The following is a 21,885-nucleotide window of genomic DNA, read 5'->3' as shown; positions in this document are numbered from 1 at the left end:
CGACCGGTGTCCGCGCTGCGGTCGGGGGCCGCTTGCTGGTGTTCCTGGGTCAGCTGTGGAGCAGTGAGGCATGGATGCGGGCGATGGCCCGCAGCACCTCGTCGCGGTTCTTGGCCTGCTGCATCCATGCGGGCAGGCGGGCCACCACGGTCATCCTCCGGCCGCTGTCGTGCCAGGGGATCCCTTCACGCAGCGTTGCCTGCACGAATCGTTTGATCAGGTCCAGGTGTTCCAGGTCGTAGGCCCATACCCACCCGTGCCGGGTCTCGGTCCGCAGCCACAGCCGCAGGCCGAAGTACGGGTCTACGGCCGGCTCGTACGGACCCCGGTACGACATCGTGTTTCCGCGGTTCGACTCCCTCGACGTCCCGCAGTTCCGGCAGACGAGACGCCTTGACGCAGAGAGGCCCGGACCGTGCGCCCCGGCCGGCTCCGGTCCGGCCACGATGCGCGCGACCTTGTCGCAGGTGGGGCAGCGCACGAGGACGGATGCGAGGAAGTCGTACCGCGTGCTCCGGGGGTCCCGGAACCGATGGTGTGCGGAGATCGGACTCATCGTGCCAGTATGTGAGACGGGCGGCGAAGACCTCTACAGGTTAATGCCGGGCTCGGGCTTACTGACGTGTGTCAGGGACCCGGTGGGATGGGTGGTCGCCCGGCCCGTCTCCCGGCACCTGGCGCTGCTCGCGGGCGCCCGATGCTCTGTCCCGTCGTCGAAGGTGGATCGACGGTGGATCGTCCTGCCCGTCGGAGCGCACTGGATCAAGGCCGGTAGGGTGGCGCTCTTCGGGCAGCTCGGCTCCCGGAGTACGAGAGGCGACTGCCGGTGAATCTCCCTCCCTTGAGCGCTCGTTCCGATGCTGCGGTGAACCGGGTGTGGCGGCTTCCTGCCGCTGACGCCGCACGCGGGCTCCGCGCCTTGTGGTGGACCGTTGGACCTGCTGGTGAACTCGCAGTGATGCTGGTGCACCGGCGGTACCTCGATCGCGGCCGGTACCCGAGGGGGTGGGTCGGGTGGCGGGCGGAGGTCCCGTTCACGGGTGAACTGGTCACGGTCATCGGTCAGGAGGAGCGGCGGCTGCCGGTGGAGGACATCCGCATGCGGCCCAGTCACCTGGCCCTGCTCCCGGATTCCCGGTTCCTCCTGGTGAGTGGCCGTGCGTTCCGGAGCGAGGCCGAGAAGCTCTGGCTGTCCAACGCGGTGGTGTTCTCCTCCTCCGGCACCCCTGAAGCGGATTTCTGCGTCGGCGATGACATCCCCGCCCTGGTCACCGACATCCACGGGGGCATCTGGACGGCCTACGGAGACGAGGGCATCTACGGCGGACACCCCGAGTCGGTAGGCGGTCTCGCAGGCTGGAATCTGGAGGGCCAAGCTGTGTGGTCCCCTGACGGACGGCTCCCCGGCCAACCGTTGGAAGGGTGCACCGCCGCGACGGAGCAGGAACACGTGTGGCTCGTGTGGTACGGCTCTACCGGCCCGTCCGGTACCTACCTGACGCGTATCACCCCGGCCACCGGGGAGGTGTCGACCTTTGCCAGCCCGGTCCCGCAACCCGACGGATTCGCCGTCCGAGGCAACCGCGCCGTCTTCACCCGTCGGCAGCACCACAAGCGGACCGTCGAGCTCACACGCGCCGAGTGTCACGGCAGCGAATGGACTGTCACCAGCCACCGCAGGCTTCGGGTGCCGGGCCGGGTTGTGCTGCGTTGCGGGCAGGGACGCGACGGCTCGATCTGGCTTCGTACGGGCGATACCTGGCTGCGCATCGAAGCATGACCGTTTCCTCGCGACGCAAGCTCTGAAGCTCAAGTCGGCGGAGGGACAGTCGGGGGAGGGGCAGGAAGAGGCGCGCGCGGCGCCGCGCAGCGACCTGCCGTGGCGCGTACGTATCGACTGGTCGTCCCCGCGCCGCCTGTGCTCATGTGGTTGCGCCGCAACCGCTTCACAGGGTGGGGCCTTCGAGCCGAAGGCCGGGGAAGGCGGCGGGGGATGCCCAACCACGCAGTACGGCATCGATCGTTGAGCGGAACGCGGTGTCGGCCGCGGTGCCGTCGAGGCTCCCGGTGAGTTCGAGGGACACGAGCCCGTGCAGGGCGACCCACAGCGAGACGGCGATCAGCGTGGTGTCGCCCGCGAGGGTACGGTCCGCCACGGCGCGGTCGATCGCCGCGACAAGCGGTCGTACCGGGTCCCGGTCGCCGATCCGGTCCGACGGGACGAAGGACTGTGCTCCTCCGAACAACACCGTGTACAGGTGGCGGTGTTCGCGTCCCCAGCGGCGGTACGCCGCGGCCAACGCATACAGCTCGCCCAGGGCGGCCTCCGAGCGAGGAACGGCCTTCAGGTCCTGGAAGAGCCCGGCGACCGCCTGGTCGCGCACCTCGCGGATCAGCCCCTCCTTCCCCTGGAACAACGTGTACACCGCCGCCGTCGACGTTTCCGCGGCGGCGGCAAGCGCGCGGACGGTGACCGACTCCTGGGGGCGGGTCGCGAACATCTCGGTCGCGCATGCCACGAGCCGTTCTCTGACGGCGGCGTCGTTCGTTCTCGGCCTTCCCATGGGGAGCAGTTTACCCATGCTGATAACATCGTTTCAAAACGGTGTTTCAAAACAGGGAGAACTCGCCATGTCACCATCCGCCATACGTCCCTCGCGCCTTGCGGGCCGCATTCTGGTGTCCATCGCCGCGGTGGTGGGATCCATCGCCTTATCCCTGGCGCTGATCGTCGCCACAGACGGTGCGGGATCGGGATTCGTCGCATGGTCCACGACTGTGGGGGCCGCGGTTCTCGTGGCGTTGTGGCGGGGGAGCCGCCACTCCGGGAGCCGCCACTCCGGGAGGCGACGGCTGGTGGCATTCCTGCCGGTGGCCGTCGCAGCAGCCCTGACGCTGACGGTGTGCGTTCCCACCGTCCCGACCACGCGCCGCTACCCGCCCGCCCTTTCGTTCGTCGCCACAGAACACTGGCGCCTGTCCACGGGCAGCCGGGTCGCGGTCTACCACTACCCGCCCACTGGCAACACCCCGCGCCATCGCGTTCCGCTCGTCTACCTCAACGGCGGCCCGGTGCGCGGCATCTCGGTCCTCGACCACCGCTTCCTGCGGCGACTCGCGGGACAGGGGTACGACGTCTACGCCTACGAGCAGGCGGGCGGCGGACGCAGTGACCTGCTGCCCATGGACCAGTACTCGATCACCCGGTCCGTCCGCGACCTCGGTGCCTTCGTCGGCAGGCTCGGCAAGGGCCGCGCCGACGTACTGGGATTCTCCTCGGGCGCCGTCGTGCTCACCCGCGCGCTGGCCGACCCCGCCATGACTGCCCACCTGCGCCGGGCGGTCATCGCCGAACCAGGCCCGATGGACGGGCCCGCCGCCCGGATCGTGGGGCAAAATGGCCGGCCGTCGGCCCGCGGCATCGCACCGGCCATGACCGGACCCCGCTCCACGCGCGTCCCGCGCTATGCGGTCGCGTTCGGCCTCATGCGGCTCGGGCTGCTCGACCCTGACAACGGGCTGGTCGGACAGGCGGAGGGCGACAACGCCTTCACCGCCGCCGATCTCGGCAGCGACACCGCATCCGCCTACTGCGCACGCGACGCACACCGCATCCCGGTCGAGGACACGGCGCGCAACTTCTCCTTCAGCGCCGCCGCCAGCCTCCGTATCCAGCAAACGATCAAGGACGCACCCTCCCTCGCTCCCCAACTGCGGCGCTCCAGGACACCCGCGATGCTGATGATCGCCGAGTGCTCCTCCCAGGTCCGGCAGTGGCAGACAGCCGTCCTCGCGGACAATCCCGCCATCCGGCGAACCCAGTACATGCCCGGCGTCGGCCACCACATGTGGAACGGCCTGGATGGCAACGACCAACGAGCAGCAGCCGTCATCGGCGCATTCCTCCAGGACAAGCCCGCACCGCTGCCCGACTACCCGACCCGAGCCGACATCCCGGCCTTCCTCAGCAACCACAAGTAGGCGCTCAGGCACCAGGATTCGCCTCGACGTTGCGGGGGCGGCCGACAGGGCCCTTCAGCTCAACCGCTCTGGCGCGGCGCCTCGTTCCCCTCTCGCCCCTGCCGGTCACGCCTTGCGGTGCCGTGCCCGCAGCGCATCAGAGGTTCACAGGTAGAAGGGGTTGCCTTCCGGGTCCGTCATCACGCTCCAGGTGTAGGACTCGTCCTTGCAGTCCTCCACGAAACCCGCTCCCAGGGCCATGAGCCGGACCATTTCGGCCTGCCTGCCGACGGGGTCGCCGATCCAGGTGAGGTCGAAGTGGATCCGGCCCGCAGCCGCCTTGTCGGTATCGGCTGGAGCGAAGAGCAGATCCGGCCGCGCCCCCGGCAGCGGAACGCGCACAGTGCCGCCACCTGAATCCTCCGGCTCCCCGGCAAGGGGGAGGGCGTTGGACCAGAACTGGGCCAGCGCGGCTGGGTGCAGAGCATTGATCGTCATTGCATGCAGCACAAGAGACATACCGTCAGGAGACCGCCAAACTGACCACCCGCACCAGGGTCGATGGTCCTGAACTGTCATGGTGTGCCTGCTATCTGCTTTGTGTGGTGCGTTCTGGGTTCGTCGTGCACTCTCCCCTGAGGAGCGACTTGTCAGCGCCGGGAGCCGACCGGCCGCCACACGGCCGGGGCCGCCCAATAGCCAGCCAATCTCCGAACCGGGCCTGCAGACCAGGGTGGGACGTAGCCCCGTCGTGCAGCGGCGTGCGCCCGTCAGCGTGCGCGTAGTGGAACTGCGGGCGAGAGGGAAACAATCGGGTTGCGAGATCATTTGCCCGCTGAGCAGGCGCGGGACATCGCCCGGAATGGTGCATCCGTAGGCTGAAGGGTTGTCATGAACCGCCCTTGGGTCAGCTGAGATCGATGGGGTACGTGTCGTCGAACTCGTCGTTGCAGCCCTCCTGATGGAAGTCATCCGGAGTTCCGTGGGAAAGAACGAGTACGTAGACCTTCGGGAAGTGACAACCTCTGTCCGTCCACTGCCAGGCCAGCAAGGTCCAGACGGTGATGACGATCAAGAAGGTGAAGCCTGCCACGCTGCTGGCAGGACGTGGTCCGAGGCGGTTGGTCTCCGGCGGCCTCGGTAATGGACCTTGCTCGGGCTGCCGCCGGTTCCATGGACGCTCTTCTTTTGACATGTCCACGAGTTTCCGAGCCTGTGCGGTCCCTGCATAGGGGCATGCTGGGAGGGGAGACCTTGACAGCCGTACTCACTGGGTATTCGTCCCCTTGGCCTGGCAGCCGGCCTTGGCCAGGAGAAGTGAAGCCGTGAGCCCGAGTTTTCGCCGGTTAGGACAGAGGCAGGCTCAGGTGGCTGCGGGGGTGTGGCGCGCTGCCACGGCACGGGCCATGGTCCGCAGGCTTGTGAAGTAGGAGGCGCAGTACTCTTCGTTGATCAGGGGCTCGATCCTTTCGAGGTCGGTGACGCAATCCCAGAGGCCGGCAACGCCGCTGTCGTCGAGTCCGCCGTTCAACTCCCTGTGCACGAGGCCGGCGGTGTCGCTGTCCAGGAGGACCAGGTCCACGCCGTCGAGGTCCACGCCGCGAAAGTCGTCGGGGAACGGTGCGCGTCGGTGTTCCTCCCACAGCCGGACGAGTCCACCTGCGGGGCGTGGGCCACTCGCGTGGGTGGCTGTCGTCTCTGCTGCGGAAGGTGGGCGAAGGAGCAGGGAGACGGCGTCGAAGACGGCCCGCACCAGGTCGAGGGCCCTGAGCGGGGAGAGGGCGGCACTTGACCTGGAGCCCTGCGCAAGTCCCTCGCGCAGCAGTCGGCCGCGGTCGAGTTCGGCGGCGACTGCGGCCGGGATGAGTTCGGCGTTCGCTGCCCGCGCGATCAGGCCATGAAGCGGTTCGTTGGTGGCAAGTCGCTCGGTGAGGACGTGCTCCAGGGCGAAGAGGGAATGCGTGACGGCGACGGTGGCGAACTCGTACCGGTAGTAGGAGTGCCGGATGAGCTCGCGGGAGGTTTCCAACGCGCTCATGACGTACATCGGTGCGCCACTGGGCAGGGCCAGATCGGATACCAGAGCGTGCATGCCCGCATAGTCGACGACAAGGGTGCGGGCACGCGGGTCCGGAGACGGCAGAGGCAGAGGATCGGGCGAGGGCGGCCGGGTGTTCACCAGTGCAGTCTTGCCGCTGGAAGGCAAACGGTGCCATCGGATTTGCACGGGGCGGGCGGTGGTCCCAACTCCGCAGGTCGCCGTCGGCCCGGTGCGGGGTCGGCGGCGACCCGTTGTTGCGCTTGTGTGGGTAGCGGTGCTGAGGGAAGGGGTAGCAGCGCAGGGTGCCGTCACTGCTGGCACTGCCGCCGCGCAACCGACCCCGGTCCCGACTCGGTCACTGCCGCCGCCACGGCCATCAACCCCTGTACGGGCGCTGGTTCTCGCGTGGCGCGCCAAGGCCGCCCGGCACAGTGATGGCCACGTCGTGGTGTCCGCCGCGCTTGCGGCAACGTCCCGACGCGCGCGCGAGGTCCGCGACCGCCCCCCCGAAAGGCCACGAAACCGTCCGCACGCGCGGCAAAACCATCAGCATCGCCAACGTCACCGACGAATTCCCTGGGGCCGCGAAATACAGCCCTCAGCCGACCGCCGTGGCACGGTTCCGCTCCTCCTCCATCGGAGGCTGCGGAGCAGGCGCGGGAATGCGTTCGGGCAAGGGGACGATCTCCGGTACGCGGTCCTGGCCGAGGAAGAGCCGGCGGACCGCGCGCTCAGCGGCGTTGCCGTCGTCGAACTGGCAGAAGCGTTGGCGGAAAGCCGCTCGGAGGCGCGCGGTTTCCTGGTTGTCGCCGCAGTCCTCGCGGAGGATGGAGATCAGTTCGTCCGGCGTCGTGGCGAGGGCGCCGGGGGAGTCCCCCAGGTGTCCGGACAGCAGGTCGAAGGTGACACCGCGTGTTTCCACATAGACGTGCCAGTCGTCGGCGTAGATGATGATCGGTCGGTCGAGATTGGCGTAGTCGAACATGATCGACGAATAGTCGGTGATCAGGGCGTCGGCTGCCAGACACAGCTCTTCCACCGAAGAATGGGCCGATACGTCGATCAGCGTTCCGTTGTCCTGAAGCGCCTGCAGAGCGGAGTTCTGCTGGTAGAAGTAATGGGTGCGTACCAGCACGACGAAGTCATTGCCCAACTCGCGCGACAGCCGCTCCAGATCGACGTGTGGGACGAACCCGGTTTGGTAGTCGCGCATCGTCGGGGCGTAGAGCAGGGCCTTCTTGCCGGGGGGTATTCCCAGGCGAGTGCGGGCGGCCGCGATGTCCTTTGCGGTGGCGGTGTAGTAGATGTCATTGCGGGGGTAGCCGGTGTTCAGGTGCTCGAAGTTGGCGGGGTAGACACGTTCCCATTGTTCCGTGCTGTGCTGGTTCGCCGAGAGGCTGTAGTCCCAGCGATCGGCGCGGGAGAGGAGCTTCTTGATGCTCGTTCCCTTGTTGGCCGCGGGGTAGCGTGCCTGGTCGATGCCCATTCGTTTGAGCGGTGTTCCGTGGTGCGTCTGCAGATGCACCTGGCCGGGGCGCTTGACGTAGTGGTCGGGGAAATTGACGTTGTTGACGAAGTACTTGGCTCGGGCCATGACTTCCCAGTAGCGCGGGGAGTTCAGCACGACGTAATCGATACCGTCCGGCATCTGCTCGGCCTGCTGGGGTTTGATCACCCACACCCCATGCACGTTGGGGGCCAGTTCTTTTGCCTTTTGATAAATGGCCAGAGGGTTGCAGGCAGGGAGCCGGTTCCAGTAACAGGCGTAAACAGCGAGGTCATTGTCGAGGGGGCGTCCACGCTGGAGGCGGTAGTACGTGGCCAGGGTTCGCCGGCCGACCTTCCGCCGGGCCTTCCGCAGCCCTACTCGCGTGCGCCGGCGGCCGGACCCCGAGTCGTCGATCGCGGTGAGCGCTGTGTAGGACTTGCGGGCAAGAGCCTTGTAGCGGAGTGCTCTTGTTCCGTCGGGCAGGACGAAGTTCTCCGGCAAGCGCTCACGGTAGTCGGCTGCCGCGCGTCCGAAGAACTCTCGGCGTGTGCCCTCGGGCAGCCGGTCACGCTTGGCGAGGACGGTCAGATAGTGGTCGACCATCTTCCGGAACAAGTACGGCCGCCACTCGTCCAGTTCGGGTCGCTCGTCGAAATAGGTGAAGATGCGCCGGTACTGGTCGAAGACTTCGAAGTGTCTGCGGCTCGTTGTACGAAGAATATTGCCGCCCTGGCGTCGCTGGCGGTATTGCAGACATACTCGGTCCAGCACCGCGATGCTCCCGGCGGTAGCCAATGAGCAGTACGTCCAGGGTGCGTCCTCGTAGTAGCCGATGGGGAACTGGAACCCGTGCGTCTCGACGAAGTCCCGCCGGTATGCCTTGTTCCACACCACCTGAAGCAGGTCCAGGAGTTCGGGCCGGTCCCTGAGCTCGAATACCTCTGGCCCCGTCTCTTCGAGGAGTTCGGCCAGGACGTTGCGGTGTGCGGCCCCCCACCAGTAGGTGCGTTCGTAGTCGAAGATGAGGATTTCGGGATCCTCTGTTGTACGGAGACGCTCGTCAATGGCGGCCAGGGCACCCGTTCCCAGGGTGTCGTCACTGTCCAGAAAGAGTAGATAATCACCCTGAGCCACTGCCATGCCGGCGTTCCGGGCTCGCCCCAGTCCGACGTTCAGCGGCATGTGCACCGGCCGCACCCGGGGGTCCAGCAGGGCGTATTCGTCCAGAATGGGTCCGCAGGCGTCGGGCGAGCAGTCATTGACCGCGATGACTTCGAAGTCCGTGAAGACCTGGGAGAGAACGGAGTCCAAGCAGTCGCGCAAGTAGCCTTGCACGCGGAACGCGGGTACGACGATGCTGAACCGAGGCATGGAAGGGTCTCCCGACAGGGCATGGTGAGTGATCGCTACTTATGCGGATCCTATATTTCGCACCATTTCCCGAACGCGGAGCGAAAGTCCTGTTGCCAGGGACCAAGGACCCTCATTGAAGAGCGTTGAACAAAGGCGTGGTGAGACTCTCCGCCGCTCGACCGGGGGTTCGCCGAGCCCGCGAGGCGCTGCCCCATCCGGAAACCGGGTAGCTGCTGCGTTCCCCTTGCCGGTAGGGTCCGGTCTTCCGTCCGGCCGTACCAGCGGCTTCCCAGGTTCAGAGGGCCCTTCACATGACCAGCCAGCAAGCCACGACGACCCTTTGGCGCCCCACCGGTCCCAAGGAGCTGGACCTGGTCCGCGCGCTGAACTGGCGTGCGTGGCCGCCCCGGCTGCCCGAGCAGCCCATCTTCTATCCGGTCCTCAACGAGGACTACGCGATCAGGATCGCCCGCGACTGGAACGTGAAGCACGACGGTGCCGGCTTCGTCACCCGATTCGAGGTCGAGACGGAGTTCCTGAGCCGCTATCCCGTCCAGCAGGCCGGTGGGCGGACGATCCTTGAACTCTGGGTCCCGGCTGAGGAGCTGGACGACTTCAACGCCCACATCGTCGGCGAGATCCAGGTGGTGGGCGAGTTCAGGTGAAGTGGGGGTGGGTGAACGTGCTGGGGTGCGCGGAAGGCGGAGCAGGGGAGGTCGGTCCAGGATCCGGATCTGGAGTAGCAACGGCCGCCCCGACAACGAACGTTGGCCCTGAGACCCGACCTGCGGTGTCGATCCTCTCGGTCGCGGATCCCGGCCCCCGGCCCCCGGCTCCGGTTCGAAGCCCACCACCTGCATTCCATCGGCGTAGACGCACCACCGCACGCCGCATCGCCCCTGGGACGGTGAGAACCAAGCTCCCCACGGTCGGGAAAACGCCCTCAACGAGCATTCACTCCAACCGAGACACCGTCACGCCTGCGAAACCCGGGCACCGAAGCCACCGAAGTACCGTCAAGCGCCGCCGAGTCCCTCCCGCGGCGGCGTCTTCCCGCCTCGGCCTCCCCGGAACCCCCGGCCGTACGTGTCTCCGAGCGCGGGCGCGAGCACCAGGGCCGCGGCCACGGCGAGCACGGTCCAGCCGGCGTGGACCGCGTCCCAGTGCCCGGTACCCGGGGTGGCCCAGAGGGACCAGTCCCCGCGCAGTGGGGCGGTCGCGGTGAGGAACACCAGGGTGAGGCCCAGACCCACGAGGGGTGCCGTGGGGTCGTTGTGGTGGCGGGTCCGCCAAGCGGTGCCGGTGAGGGTGATCAGGGTGAGAGCGAGTGCTTCCTGAGCAAGCCCGGACAGGGTCCCGGGATCCAGCGGAGGGGTGAAGGTGATCAGCAACCACGAGGTGAGTGCCCAGACGAGCGCGACCAGCGTTACCGCGAGGGCGAGGCGCATCGTCTGTCGCAGGAAGCGGGGGCTGGGTACGGCCGCTGTGGTGGCGACCGTGGGGTCGGCGAGCAGAGTGCCGGCCGCGGTGGCGAGAAGGACGGCCGTGGCGCGGAGCAGGTTCGCGGTGATCTGAGGCGGCATCAGATGTTCGTCGTACATCAGGAGCAGCACTGCGGCGACCACGGGAATGAGCAGGGCGGTGGCGGTCATCGGCCGCCAGGCGGTGGCCCGGACGATGTGCCGGGTCAGCGCTGCCGTCCGGGTGCGGGGGCCGATCATGCGCATGCCTTTCCGGAAGGCGGTTGCGGGGCCGTGGGGTTGAGCCCGAGGAGCTTGGCCGCGTCGTCGGTGGTGGCGTCCGGCCGGACGAGCGCCGCCCAGTGATCGGCGACCCTGGCCGGTGTGCCCGGAGCGGCGAGGGCCTGTCGGGCGAGGGCGAGTTCGGTTTGGGTGTAGGTGAGACGGCCCAGCAGCGTGAGGTCCTCGTCCGGGTCCCATACGACTCGTTCGGGCAGCGGTACGGCGTGGCCTGTCAGGTAGAGGGCGAGTACGGTGCGGGCCTGACCGGTGGCATCGCAGGCGGAGTCCGGCGCGAGGCCGACGGTGGTGGCGGCGAGGCGCCCCGCGAGTGTCCCGCGGTCCGACACCTGCCGGTCGGCGGTCGCCCACTGGGTGCCCATGGCTCCGGGCGCTGTGCCGTTGAGGGTGGTGCGGTACTGGGTCAGCGTGGGGAAGGCGGCGCGGAACGGGCCGGGGACCGCCCCGCGAACGGGTTCCGCGGCGGCAGCCCACAGCGGGATCCACGGGGCGAAGCCGTCGAAGTGGCAGTAGGTCACGCCGTGGTGGGCGGTGCACGTGCGATGCGGGTCGTCCGCCTGGCGGCGTGCCGCGGCGGAGCCGGTGAGCGCCAGGGGAACCAGCCCGAGGAGCGCGAGTGCCGCGGTGGCGGTACGGGGACCGCTGCGACGGTGCCGCGAAAGGGCGAGCACGAGCAGGAGGAGCACGGCCACCAGCAGGTAGAGGAGGCGGGAGAGGCCCGGCCACAGGGCGGTGGTGCCGCTCAGCAGCGAGGTGAGGGGCAGCGGCCACAAAGGAGTGGCCTGGTTGGCCAGCAGGACGAGCAGCACGAAGACGCTCGCCGGGAAGACCAGCGGACTGGTGAAGAAGCAGCCGAGGGCGATGCCGAGGGCGACCAGCAGGAGCGCCCCCGCCGGTACGCACCACAGGGCGGCCACGTCGGGCACACCGGCCTGCGGGGCCGCGACCAGATGGCGCCAGAGCAGGAAGGCCGCCAGCGGTACCAGTGTGGTGACCAGGGCCACGGCCATGTGGGCGAACGCGGTCGCGAGAGTGCGTGCGGAGACGGATGCGGGCAGCGCGGCAAGGGTCTCGGGCAGGTGGTTGCGGCGTTCGCGCTGCGCGGCCAGACCGGCCGTGGCCATGAGGGCGAGCGCGGGCAGCAGCAGTCCGGTGCCGGCGAGTTGGGTGTCGTACGCCCATTCCGCGCGCTGTGGTGTGCGCAAGGTGATGAGAGCGGGGACGGCCACTCCCACGGCGAGTGCGCACCACAGCCAGGCATTGGTGAGGAGGTGCCGGACCTCCAGCCGGGCCAGGGTGCGTGTGGTGGAGAGGGCGCGGTGGGCGGCGGCCCTGCGGGCGGGACCGGCGGGGGCGAGGGCGGTGGCGGTGCTCATGCCGTGGCCGCCCGCCGGCCGTGGGTGTGCAGCAGGAGCAGATAGCCGTCCTCGATGGTGGGGGCGCTCTCCTCGGCAGCGGCGACCGGTGGACGTTCGCCCAGCAGGCGGTACCGGCCGTCGGGGCCGCGCCAGCCCATCTCCGACCCTGCGGGCGGGTCCTCGGTCAGCCAGACCCGGCCCCGGGCGTGGTCGGCGAGCTCCTGGGGCGTGCCGTCGAAGACGAGGCTGCCGAGGACGAGCACCAGCACCCGGTCGCACAGGGCCGCGACGTCCTCGGTCTGGTGGGTGGAGAGCAGCACCGTCGTACCGGCCGCTCCGTGGCGGGAGACCACGGTACGAAACCGCATGCGTTGTTCCGGGTCGAGGCCGACGGTGGGCTCGTCCAGCACGAGCAGACCGGGCGCGCCGAGCAGTGCCTGCGCCAGGCCCAGGCGCTGGCGCATGCCGCCGGAGAGCTTGCGGACCTTGTCGGCCGCCCGGTCCCGCAGCCCGACCTGGTCCAGCACGTCCGTGATCTGCCGGTGGCGGGCTGCGGGTTCGTCGATCTCCTTGAGCACGGCGATGTAGTCGAGCTGCTCGTAGACGGTGAACTGCGGGTAGAAGCCGGGGTCCTGGGGCAGGTAGCCCAGCTGTCGTCTGGCCTGTGTGCGCTGCGGCGCTACGGCGGTGTCCAGGCCGAAGAGGCGCACGGATCCGCTGGTCGGTGCCTGGGTGGTGGCGAGGCAGCGCAACAGGCTGGTCTTGCCCGCGCCGTTGGGGCCGAGCAGCCCGGTGACGCCGGCCCGCAGTGCCAGATCGACCCGGTCGATGACACGGCGGCTGCCGTAGCGGATGCCGAGTTCGCGGCATTCTGCGCGGATGGTGGACATGTCTGCTCCAGACAAGGGATCGAGGAACGAAAAGGAGGGGAGAGGGGGAGGACGGTGGGGCACAGGGTCCGGGTCAGCGGGTGGCCCGCATCGTGCGGGTCCAGGCCGCCAGCGCGGTGACGGCCAGGACGGCCCAGCAGCCCTGCGCCGCCGCGCCGAACGGGGCCAGCGCTCCGGCGTGCGGCCACAGGGCGCACAGCGTCAGGACGAAGACCCACGCCGCTGTCGTCCAGGCGGCGGAGAAGAGCGGCGTCAGGCGTACGGACAGCCACAGGCACAGGCTGCTGAGTCCGAGACCCGGGAGCAGCCACGTGGCCGCCGGCAGCCACGGCCCCGGCAGGGCCAGACCCACCAGGGCGGTGGGCACCGCGGCGCAGCCGAGGACCGCGATGGCGCGCACCAGTTGCAGACGCCCGTCGGCACGTGGGGTCGCCGCGAGCACCTCGCAGGCCGGATCCACCCGGGGCCCGTACGTGCCCGCGACGGCCGCCACCGGAAGGACCGGTGCGACGGCCAGGAACAGCCAGACCCCGATGTGCCCGGTGTGCAGCAGCCGGGCGGCGGCGAGCGAGAGGGCGAGCACGGTGACGAGCCCCAGCACCCAGGCCCGGCTGAGGGAAGGGGTGCCGACGACCAGCCGGGCGAGCGGGGCCGGCACGCCCGCCGACGCGAGGACCCGCTCGGTGCGGGTACGGCGGGGGGCCAGTACCCGCCGCTCGATGAGCAGCCAGCTGTCCGGCGGGTCGACGGCGGGCGGCGGAAGAAGGGCGCGGCAGGCGGCGCAGCGCTCCACATGTGTCTCCACGGACAGCGCCGCCGACATGTCGAGGGTCGAGTTCGCGTAGGTCTCCAGCAGTTCCCGGGACACGTGCCAGCCCGGAGGGGGCCCGACTGGGTGGGGGTTCATGCCAGCTCCTCCCGAAGCACTTGTTTGGCGCGCCGCATCCGGCTCTTGACGGTCCCTTCCGGCAGATGAAGTACCTGGGCTGCCTCCTTGCAGGTCAGACCGTCCACCACGCACACCTGGAGGACGCTGCGCAGTTCGGGCGAGAGCCGGTTCAGCGCACCGCCCAGCTCGCCGTGCTCCACCGCCAGCAGAACGGTGTCCTCGGCCGACGACACCAGTGCGAGGTCACCGGTCAGGCGCGGTTCCCGGGCGACGTGCTCGCTGATCCAGCGGCCGCCGGAGCGGCGCAGCGCGGACACCAGGTTGTGCCGGGCGATCGTCCACAGCCAAGCGCCGGCGTCGTTGCCCGCCGTGCCCGCCTCCGGGCGGAAATCCGCGGCGTGTCGCCAGGCCCCGACGAAGGTGTCCTGCACTGCCTCCTCGACGGCGTCCGCGTCCGGGCAGCGGCGCGTCAGCCGCAGCCGCAGCCAGGTGGCGTGCCGGTCGTGCAGCGCACGCAGGGCCGCGACGTCGTCCTGTGCGATCCGTTCGAGGAGATCGGCGTCGGTGAGGGGGCCGCCCGGGTCGGTCTGGTCGGTCGGCGGCGGCGAACTCCCGGTCCGGCGCCTCCATCGTGTTGCCCGCATGTTCTCTCTTACGCGGCGTGCCGCCGCTGTGGATCACGTGGCCGCAGCGGATCGCGCGCGGAAGGCGTGATGCCGCTCACAGGGTGTGCCGCGGGGGCGGCTGCCGCTGTGCCACCAGGGAGGAAAGGTCGGCCGGCACCGGCTCGTCGCGCAGGACGAGCGCGTGCACGGCCTGTGCCTGGCCGCCGGGGGAGTGCCCCAGCGCGTGGCCGAGGTCCTCGCGCAGCCGGGCGAAGCACCGCAGGGCCTGCGCTCCGTGCCCCAGCGTGTGCAGACACGCCATCAGGCGGGCCGCCGCCGGTTCGCACAGCGGGTCCTCGTCCAGGAGTTCCGCGAGGGCGTCCACGGCGTGCTCGGCCCGTCCGCAGGCCCGCGCGGCGTCGCTCCACCGCAACAGGGCCCGTAGCCGCAGCCGCAGCAGTTGGTCCCGGTGGCGAACCGCCCACGGTGCGTTGAGCCCTCCCAGAGGCACCGACCGCCACAGCCCCAGCGCGCGTTCGAGCAGATCGCACGCGTCGAGGGGCGAGGTGCCGGTGCGGGAGGCCTGTTCGAGGAGGGAGCGGAACCGGTGGGAGTCCACCGTGCCGCCTCGCAGTTCCAGCAGGTAGCCGCCGTGGGCGCGCACCAGGCCGGCGTGCGGGCCCAGTCGGCGGCGCAGCCTGCTGATGTGGCTGTACAGGGTGGGTAAGGCGCTGTCCGGGGGAAGGGCGCCCCAGATGCCTTCCACGAACGACTCGCGGGCCACCACGTGCTCCGCCCGGTCGGCGAGAACCGCCAGTGCCAGGCGTTCCTGCGGGCGGCAGTTCGTGGTGAGGAGTCCGCCGTCGCCCCAGGCGTTCACGGGGCCGAGCAGTTGTATGTGCAACACAGCTTCGTCTCACTACATCAGGGGCGGTGCGAACCGCCGTGACTCTGGTCGGCGGGCAACCGACGGAGACGACATCCGCAACCCTAGCCCTCCGGGGCAGGGGCGTAGGCCGGTCAGTGGCCGGATCCGTGCCTGGAGCGCGCGGAGAACGCCCGTCAGGTTTCCGTCAAGGTATCTCCACAACGGGCAAGTCTAGAGTTTTCCTCGATTTCGTAAATGTCCGGATCTTGCGCACGTTGTGGCAGATCTCAACGAGGAGGCATCGGCGTGGACATCCGCTATCCGATGTACTGCGTGGCACACCCGCGGTACTACGAGGCCCCCGAGTTCGCCTCGTACGAAGGCGGGCCCGACTTCGCCGCACTGGCGGCACCCCCGCGGTCCTGGCGGGTCCGGGCCACCGGCCCGTGGCGTCACCTGGGGCCGACCGGGGCCGCCCTCCCCGACCAGGGCTGGAAGATCCACGTCACCGCCACCCCCGGCAACGCCCCGCACACCCTGGAGAAGACGGCACGCTACTGCTTCGACCACGCTCTGTCCTTCAAGCACCTCCGCAACCCGCGAGTGCTGCTGCAGCACAACACGAAGTACGCGCCGCGTGCCGCCAGCGGGAAGTTCCTCACCGTGTACCCCCGGGACGAAGCGGAACTGGAGCGCGTCACCCTCGACCTGGACGCCGTACTGGCCGGCGGCGAAGGCCCCTACATCCTCAGCGACCTGCGCTGGCGCCAGGGACCGGTGTACCTGCGCTACGGAAGCTTCACCGAGCGCTACGTCACCACGGCGCATGGCGCCCGCACCCCCGCCCTGCGCGCCCCCGACGGCACCCTGGTCCCCGACCGGCGGCTGCCCCGCTTCGTCCTGCCCGACTGGGTGACCCCACCCGCCTTCCTGCGGGAGGCCGTGACCGCGAGAGGACGGACGGAGCCCCCGGGGAACTTCCCGTACACCGCGATCACCCCGCTGCACTTCTCCAACGGCGGCGGGGTCTACCGGGCGGAGAAGCACCCCGGCGGTGAACCGGTCGTCCTCAAGGAAGCCCGCCCTCACGCCGGACTCGACCGGCAGGGCCGGGACGCCGTGGCGAGGCTGCGGTCGGAGGAAAACGTCCTGCGCGCACTCGCGGGCCTGCCGGGCGTGCCCCGCGTCCGGGGCCACCACACGGCGGGCGGACACTACTTCCTGGCCCAGGAACGCATGCCGGGCGTCTCCTTCCACACCTGGCTGACGATCCACCACCCGGCCCGCTCCCTGCCCGGCGACCCCGCGACGACGGCCTACCAGCACCAGGTCCGCACGGTCCTGGACCAGGTCGAGGACCTGATACGGCAGATCCACGCCCGCGGATGGGTATACCGCGACCTGCACCCCGGCAACGTGCTCGTCGACGACGACCTGACGGTGAGCCTGGTGGACCACGAGATAGCCACCCCGGCCGCCGACCCGGAGCCCCGCGCCATGGGAGCCGCCGGCTTCGCCGCCCCCGACGACGTGCACGGCCCGGACGAGGACAGGTACGCGCTCGCCGGACTCCAGCTCTTCGCCTACCTGCCGCTGAACAGCCTGCTCGCGCTCGCCCCGGGCAAAGGCGCCGTCTTCGCGCGGTACGTGCGCACGCGCTACCCCCTCGCCCCGCGCGAACTGGCCCGCCTCGAACCGCTGTACCGGCACCTCGACGGCGACGCCCGGCTCGACACACGGCTGCGGGACGGCGACTTCCACGACGCCGAGGACTCCTGGGCCGGCACCCGCCGAGCGCTGACCGCCTCCCTGCTGGCCTCGGCCACCCCGGAGCGCGAGGACCGCCTCTTCCCCGGCGACATCGCCCAGTTCGAGGGCCGCGCACTCGGGTACGCCCACGGCGCCGCCGGCGTGCTGGACACCCTGCACCAGGAGGGCGCCGAGATCCCCGCCGGACACGTGCGGTGGATGGTGTGCCAGGCCCAGCGGAACACCAGCCCCGCCCTCGGGCTGTACGACGGCCTGAGCGGCGTGGTGCACACGCTCGCCCGGCTCGGATCACCCGGCGAGGCCAGAGACCTGTTCGCCCCCTGCCTGACCGGCACCGTCCGCTCCGCCAAGCTCTACGACGGGCTCGCCGGCACCGGCCTGGTCGCCCTCCAACTCCTCCACCACGACCACGCCGACACAGCCCTGCGGGACTTCGCCGACCGCACCGCCGCGGAACTGCGCACCGCCGTCCACCGGGGCACCTACCTGACCGGCACCGCGGCAGCGGCCCCGGCACCCGGCGCCGCGGGCCCCGGCAACGCCCCCGAACACTTCCGGGCGGGCCTGCTGCACGGCTGGTCGGGCACCGCCCTTTTCCTCCTGCACCACTACGAGGCGACCGCGGACACCGCAAGCCTGCGCGCCGCACGGGCCGCCCTCGACCACGACCTCGCGCAGTGCCGGCCCGCCGGCCCCGACACCCTGCTCGTACGCAACCACAACCGCCTGCTGCCCTACCTGGCCACCGGAGGGGCAGGCATCGCCCTGGTCGCCGACCACTATCTGCGCCACCGCCCCGGCGACGACGAACTGCGCGGTGCCGTGCCGCGCCTGCTGCGCGGCGCGCAGCACGACGCCACCATCTGTGCCGGCCTGTTCAACGGCCGGGCCGGACTCGTGTACGCCCTGGACCGGCTGGCCCGCTACCTCCCGGAGCCGGAACGAACCCCCGCCCGCACCGCCCCGGGAGTGCCCTCACTGACCCTGCACGCGCTGCGCGACGAACACGGTCTCGTCCTTCCCGGCGACCAGAACCTGCGGCTGTCGATGGACGTCGCCACGGGCTCCGCCGGAGTCCTGCGCCTGCTGCGAAGCCTGGCCGCCCCCGACACCCCTCTGCTTCCCTTCCTGCCCGTGCCCGGCACGGCAGGCGGGAGGACCGGCCGGACGACGTCGTCCGACCGGTGACCCACCCACCGGTTCACCGAAACCACAGCACACGAAGGAGACCCGTCATGGACAACTACATCCTCGATCTGCAGGCCCTGGAGTCCCCCGAGGAGTCCACGGACGCCGGACCGCAGGCCAGCAGCTGGACCACCATCCTGTGCGGCCACTCCTGGACCAGCATCACCTGCTGAGCACCGCGACGGGGTGGGGCGGCGCTGCGCCGCCCCACCCCGGCACGCGGCCACCTCCCACTGCGGTGCGGCGGGCAGCCGTACTTGCGTACCGGGAGCACCCGTACCCGGGTACCAGGAGCACCTGTACCCGCGCACCGCGAGCACCCGTACGCGGGCACCGGTAGCAGCCCGCGCACCCGGAACGCGGGCACCCCGCCCCGACTTCTCCGTGCCACTCCCATCGAGCCCTGTGAGCCATGCGCTTCCTGACCTCCGTAGTCCGGGACCACAAGGCGCTCTTCGCCTGCGCCGCCCTGCTCTCGCTGGCTGTCACCGCGGCCTCCCTGTGCCAGCCGTTGTTGATGCAGCGCCTGGTCCAAGGGGCGGCCGCCCCCTCCCGGCCCACCGGCCCCGCCCTCCTCCTGGCCTGCCTCGTCATCGTCGCGGCGGTGGCAACGGGCATGCGCGATCTCGTGCTGCAGACCGTCGGCGCACGCGCGGTCGCCGGCCTCCGCACCCGGCTGACCGACCACGTGCTGCGACTGCCCTTCGCGACCCTGGACGCCCACCCCTCCGGCGACCTGCTCTCCCGCGTCAGCGCCGACACCGCCTCCCTCCAGGGCGCGATCAGCGCGGGGGTGGTCAACCTCATGGCGGGCATGCTGCTCATGGGCGGCGCGCTGATCGCCATGGCGCTGGTCGACCCGGTCCTGTGCGCGATCACCCTGGCAGGCCTCGGTGCCGCACTCGCGGTGGCGCTGGCGGGCACCAGGGCCCTGCGAGAACGCAGCACCCGACTCCAGGAAGCCCTCGGTCAGCTCACCCAGGCCGTACACCGGGCGCTCACCGGACTGCGGACGCTACGAGCCGCGCGCGCCACCCCCCGCGAGGTGGCAACGGTCGCCCAACGCACCGACGCCGTCTACCGGCGCACCCTCGCTCTCGCACGCCTCCAGTGCGCCCTCGCTCCGCTGGCCGAGACACTCGTCCAGGCCACCTTCCTGGCCGTACTGGCGGCGGGAGGCGTCCGCATCGCCCAAGGCAGCCTCGAATTCGCCCAGTTGCTGTCCTTCGTCATGTACCTCTTCTACCTGCTGGCTCCTCTGGGGCAGACCCTCAGCGCATGGAGCGCCATCCAGCAGGGGCTCGGCGCATGGCAGCGGATCGACGACGTACTGGCGCTGCCGACCGAAACAGCCGGAGACGACGTACGTGCCCTGCGGACCGAAACAGCCGGAGACGACGTATCGGCCACGCCGACGGAAACAGCTGTCGACGACGGACGTGCCCTGCCGATCGCATCGGCCCACGACGCGCCCACCCGGACCGTCGCTTCGCACGGCGGACCGGCGCTCGGCTACCGACACGTCACGTTCACCCGGCCCGGCGGCCGGCGAACCCTCGACGACGTCACCCTCGACGTCGCCCGTACGGGAATGACCGCCCTGGTGGGCCCCTCAGGGGCCGGCAAGAGCACTTTGCTCGACCTCACCGAACGCTTCTACGACGCGGACGCCGGCACCATCCTGCTGCACGGACGCGACATCACCACTCTCGACCGGGACGAACTGCGTGCCCGCCTCGGCTACGTCCAGCAGGACGCCCTCGCCCTCGGCGGCACCCTCCGCGACAACCTCCGAGTCCAGGCCCCCCGCGCGACCGAGGCCCAACTGCGCGCCGCGCTGAGCACCGTGGGCCTCGACGACCTCGTACGGCACGGCGGGCAGGGGCTCGACACGGTGGTCGGCGAGGGCGGCAGCGCCCTGTCCGGAGGCGAGCGCCAACGCCTCGCCCTGGCACGGGTGCTGCTCGCGACCCCGGACGTTCTCCTCCTCGACGAGCCCAGCAGCCACCTCGACGCGGTGAGCGAAGCGGCCACTCGCCGCGTCATCCTCCACCAGGCCAACCGTCGGGCGGTCCTGGTGGTCGCCCACCGCCTCTCCACGGTCACCGACGCCGACACCATCGCCGTCATGGACGAGGGACGCATATCCGCCACCGGAAACCATCAACAGCTCCTCGAAAGAAGCCCGTTGTACCGCCGACTCGCCAGGGAACAGCTGCTGGCGTAACGGCGTGACGAGCGCCCCCGCACGACCCCCCCCCGCCACGTCCTGAGCCCCAACTGCCGCTCGACCGAACACCGAACACGTCGGCGAGGCCACGAGAGACATTTCCTTGGGGTTGACGACCGCGCACGGGCGGGGGCGGAACCGAGGCCGGGGCGGGGCGCGTCCTTTCCGGGACCGTGGATAGGACGCCCGTTGAGCACCAACGCTCCCCGCCCACCCGTCCGGCCGCGCCACTTCCCCGCCGCCCCCCCCCGGGCCTCCTCCGCCACGGCCGTACACTCCGTTGTGGCGGCGTGTGCGCGAGGGCCAATGGCCGCTGCTGGGCGTGGTGTTGCGGGGCAGCCGGGAGCAGGTGCACCCCGCCGTCCTGCTGGTGCTGCTGCTCCCGTGCCAGTGGTGGGCGACGGTACCGCTGCTGGTCGGCTACCAGCTGGCACGCACCACCCGCCGCACGGCACGTCGCGTCTTCCCCGTGCTCCCACAGGAGCGTCTCGGGGATCCGACGCTGCTGCGGGTGCAGCGGGTGCGGACCTGGGTCGCCATCGCAGCGTCCGGGCTGCTGCTCGTGGCGTTCGGCGACTGGAGCGACGCCTGGCGAGCACAGGGGCAATTGCTGCAACGGGCGGTGTTTGCCCCCTGGCTGGCACTGATCTGCGCGGTGGTGGCGGTCGCGCTGCTGGTCGGCATCGCCAGGCCGGGCACACGCCGTCCCATGGGGGCTCACCTCTGGCCGGCGGGGCGCTCAGCCCTGTGCTACTTCGCCGCCTGGGCGCTCGTACAGCTGTTGTTCATCGCCGGGGGCAAGGGAATGGGACTGCTCTCCCACACCGGCGACGGACCACTGGGACTGCTGCTCCGAGGCGCCGGGCTGCTGGTGTGCTGGGCACCCTTCTGGTGGATGTGCTGCTTCCTCTGCTTCGCCACCGGACCGGCGCTGCGGCACGCCTTCAACCTGTCCGCCGCACATGCGCTGCTGCCCGCACTGGTCACCACTGTCCTGGCCTGGGTGTTCGCCGTCCGCGTTCTGTCATCGGGCGGACTGCCCCCCGGGCCCGGTGCCGGTCGCCATCTGCGCGTTCCTCGCGGGACCGGTGTCGGTGACGGCCCTGGCGTGGTGGGAGATCCACCGGCTGCGGCAGCAGCACGGGGTGCGGTGGCGGGGGAACTGCCCGTGACCTTGCTCTGTGGGCGGCCGGGGTCGTGCAGGGGCTTGGGTAGACGTCTGGGACGCACGGGCAGGTACTTCCTTCACGGTTGAAGGCGGCCTCCTCTTGGCGCGACTTCCCTGTCTCCACGGTGGCTGAGTACGAGGTCGCCGGCAACGCTCGCCAGCGCGAAGGCCGCATAGCTGACCATCGCTGCCCTCCCCCCCCAAGGGCCTCAGAACAACCAACTTCACGGGAATCTCCCGTGGTACGCGGCCTACTCGAATCTCAGTATGTCGCTGGGCTCCCAGCAGTCCCTTTCGTTCGTCGGACGAGGCACCG

19 protein-coding genes are annotated in these 21,885 nt (G+C 70.2%); 7 read left to right on the top strand and 12 right to left on the bottom strand.

Translation table 11 applies throughout. The features are described from left to right. Positions 1-49: 49 nt before the first annotated feature. A complete protein-coding gene (locus ACFYVL_RS01340) occupies positions 50-556 on the bottom strand; it encodes a hypothetical protein (protein WP_389240515.1) in 507 nt (168 codons plus the stop codon). A gap of 528 nt (positions 557-1,084) precedes the next feature. Here ACFYVL_RS01340 and ACFYVL_RS01335 point away from each other — a divergent pair. Continuing rightward, complete coding sequence (locus tag ACFYVL_RS01335; RefSeq protein WP_389240513.1) at positions 1,085-1,780, top strand: hypothetical protein; 696 nt, start codon at positions 1,085-1,087, stop codon at positions 1,778-1,780. Positions 1,781-1,946: 166 nt separating this feature from the next. On the opposite strand, the gene ACFYVL_RS01330 is transcribed toward ACFYVL_RS01335, so the two are convergent. Further along, positions 1,947-2,564 (bottom strand): TetR/AcrR family transcriptional regulator, encoded by a 618-nt coding sequence (locus tag ACFYVL_RS01330; RefSeq protein WP_389240511.1) that lies wholly within the window; start codon positions 2,562-2,564, stop codon positions 1,947-1,949. Positions 2,565-2,856: 292 nt separating this feature from the next. Between ACFYVL_RS01330 and ACFYVL_RS01325 the strand changes: the two genes are divergently transcribed. Continuing rightward, positions 2,857-3,981 carry an alpha/beta fold hydrolase gene (locus tag ACFYVL_RS01325; protein WP_389240509.1) on the top strand — a complete coding sequence of 375 codons (1,125 nt, stop codon included), beginning with the start codon at positions 2,857-2,859 and terminating at the stop codon, positions 3,979-3,981. A gap of 144 nt (positions 3,982-4,125) precedes the next feature. Here ACFYVL_RS01325 and ACFYVL_RS01320 read toward each other — a convergent pair whose 3' ends face one another. The 4 genes from ACFYVL_RS01320 to ACFYVL_RS01305 form a co-directional block, all read right to left on the bottom strand. Then, positions 4,126-4,458, bottom strand: coding sequence for a VOC family protein (locus ACFYVL_RS01320; protein WP_389240507.1), 333 nt, complete (start codon positions 4,456-4,458; stop codon positions 4,126-4,128). Between the two features lie 409 nt (positions 4,459-4,867). Next, positions 4,868-5,155 (bottom strand): hypothetical protein, encoded by a 288-nt coding sequence (locus ACFYVL_RS01315; protein ID WP_389240505.1) that lies wholly within the window; start codon positions 5,153-5,155, stop codon positions 4,868-4,870. 168 nt (positions 5,156-5,323) lie between these two features. Further along, positions 5,324-6,052, bottom strand: a complete 729-nt coding sequence (locus ACFYVL_RS01310) for a hypothetical protein (protein WP_389240503.1) — start codon at positions 6,050-6,052, stop codon at positions 5,324-5,326. A 547-nt stretch (positions 6,053-6,599) separates the two neighbouring features. Then, on the bottom strand, positions 6,600-8,861 hold the full coding sequence (locus ACFYVL_RS01305; protein WP_389240501.1) for a CDP-glycerol glycerophosphotransferase family protein: 2,262 nt from the start codon (positions 8,859-8,861) through the stop codon (positions 6,600-6,602). Positions 8,862-9,154: 293 nt separating this feature from the next. Here ACFYVL_RS01305 and ACFYVL_RS01300 point away from each other — a divergent pair, with 293 nt between their 5' ends. Then, complete coding sequence (locus tag ACFYVL_RS01300; RefSeq protein WP_389240499.1) at positions 9,155-9,508, top strand: hypothetical protein; 354 nt, start codon at positions 9,155-9,157, stop codon at positions 9,506-9,508. A gap of 351 nt (positions 9,509-9,859) precedes the next feature. On the opposite strand, the gene ACFYVL_RS01295 is transcribed toward ACFYVL_RS01300, so the two are convergent. The 6 genes from ACFYVL_RS01295 to ACFYVL_RS01270 form a co-directional block, all read right to left on the bottom strand. Then, positions 9,860-10,564, bottom strand: coding sequence for a hypothetical protein (locus ACFYVL_RS01295; RefSeq protein WP_389240498.1), 705 nt, complete (start codon positions 10,562-10,564; stop codon positions 9,860-9,862). Then, positions 10,561-11,979 (bottom strand): hypothetical protein, encoded by a 1,419-nt coding sequence (locus tag ACFYVL_RS01290; RefSeq protein ID WP_389240496.1) that lies wholly within the window; start codon positions 11,977-11,979, stop codon positions 10,561-10,563. The genes ACFYVL_RS01295 and ACFYVL_RS01290 overlap by 4 nt, the downstream gene beginning before the upstream one ends. Beyond that, positions 11,976-12,851 carry an ABC transporter ATP-binding protein gene (locus ACFYVL_RS01285; RefSeq protein WP_389240494.1) on the bottom strand — a complete coding sequence of 292 codons (876 nt, stop codon included), beginning with the start codon at positions 12,849-12,851 and terminating at the stop codon, positions 11,976-11,978. The genes ACFYVL_RS01290 and ACFYVL_RS01285 overlap by 4 nt, the downstream gene beginning before the upstream one ends. Before the next feature lie 73 nt (positions 12,852-12,924). Continuing rightward, a complete protein-coding gene (locus tag ACFYVL_RS01280; protein ID WP_389240492.1) occupies positions 12,925-13,758 on the bottom strand; it encodes a zf-HC2 domain-containing protein in 834 nt (277 codons plus the stop codon). Then, entirely contained in the window at positions 13,755-14,384 is a 630-nt protein-coding gene (locus ACFYVL_RS01275; protein WP_389240491.1) for an RNA polymerase sigma factor, read from the bottom strand. The genes ACFYVL_RS01280 and ACFYVL_RS01275 overlap by 4 nt, the downstream gene beginning before the upstream one ends. 76 nt (positions 14,385-14,460) lie before the next feature. Continuing rightward, positions 14,461-15,252: a BTAD domain-containing putative transcriptional regulator gene (locus ACFYVL_RS01270; protein ID WP_389240489.1), complete on the bottom strand. Its 792-nt coding sequence runs from the start codon at positions 15,250-15,252 to the stop codon at positions 14,461-14,463. A gap of 267 nt (positions 15,253-15,519) precedes the next feature. Between ACFYVL_RS01270 and lanKC the strand changes: the two genes are divergently transcribed. The 4 genes from lanKC (at position 15,520) to ACFYVL_RS01250 (ending at position 21,656) form a co-directional block, all read left to right on the top strand. Beyond that, complete coding sequence (gene lanKC / locus ACFYVL_RS01265; protein WP_389240487.1) at positions 15,520-18,171, top strand: class III lanthionine synthetase LanKC; 2,652 nt, start codon at positions 15,520-15,522, stop codon at positions 18,169-18,171. 47 nt (positions 18,172-18,218) lie between these two features. Beyond that, positions 18,219-18,344, top strand: a complete 126-nt coding sequence (locus ACFYVL_RS01260) for a SapB/AmfS family lanthipeptide (RefSeq protein WP_389240485.1) — start codon at positions 18,219-18,221, stop codon at positions 18,342-18,344. A gap of 239 nt (positions 18,345-18,583) precedes the next feature. Then, a complete protein-coding gene (locus ACFYVL_RS01255) occupies positions 18,584-20,398 on the top strand; it encodes an ABC transporter ATP-binding protein (RefSeq protein WP_389240483.1) in 1,815 nt (604 codons plus the stop codon). A gap of 295 nt (positions 20,399-20,693) precedes the next feature. Next, complete coding sequence (locus ACFYVL_RS01250; RefSeq protein ID WP_389240481.1) at positions 20,694-21,656, top strand: hypothetical protein; 963 nt, start codon at positions 20,694-20,696, stop codon at positions 21,654-21,656. The last annotated feature ends 229 nt before the right edge of the window (positions 21,657-21,885 follow it).

This window comes from Streptomyces sp. NPDC004111 (genome assembly GCF_042874215.1).
In the GTDB taxonomy this organism is placed as follows: domain Bacteria; phylum Actinomycetota; class Actinomycetes; order Streptomycetales; family Streptomycetaceae; genus Streptomyces.
The sequence above is the reverse complement of the archived record's forward strand: the minus strand, read 5'-3'. Positions and strand labels throughout refer to the sequence as shown.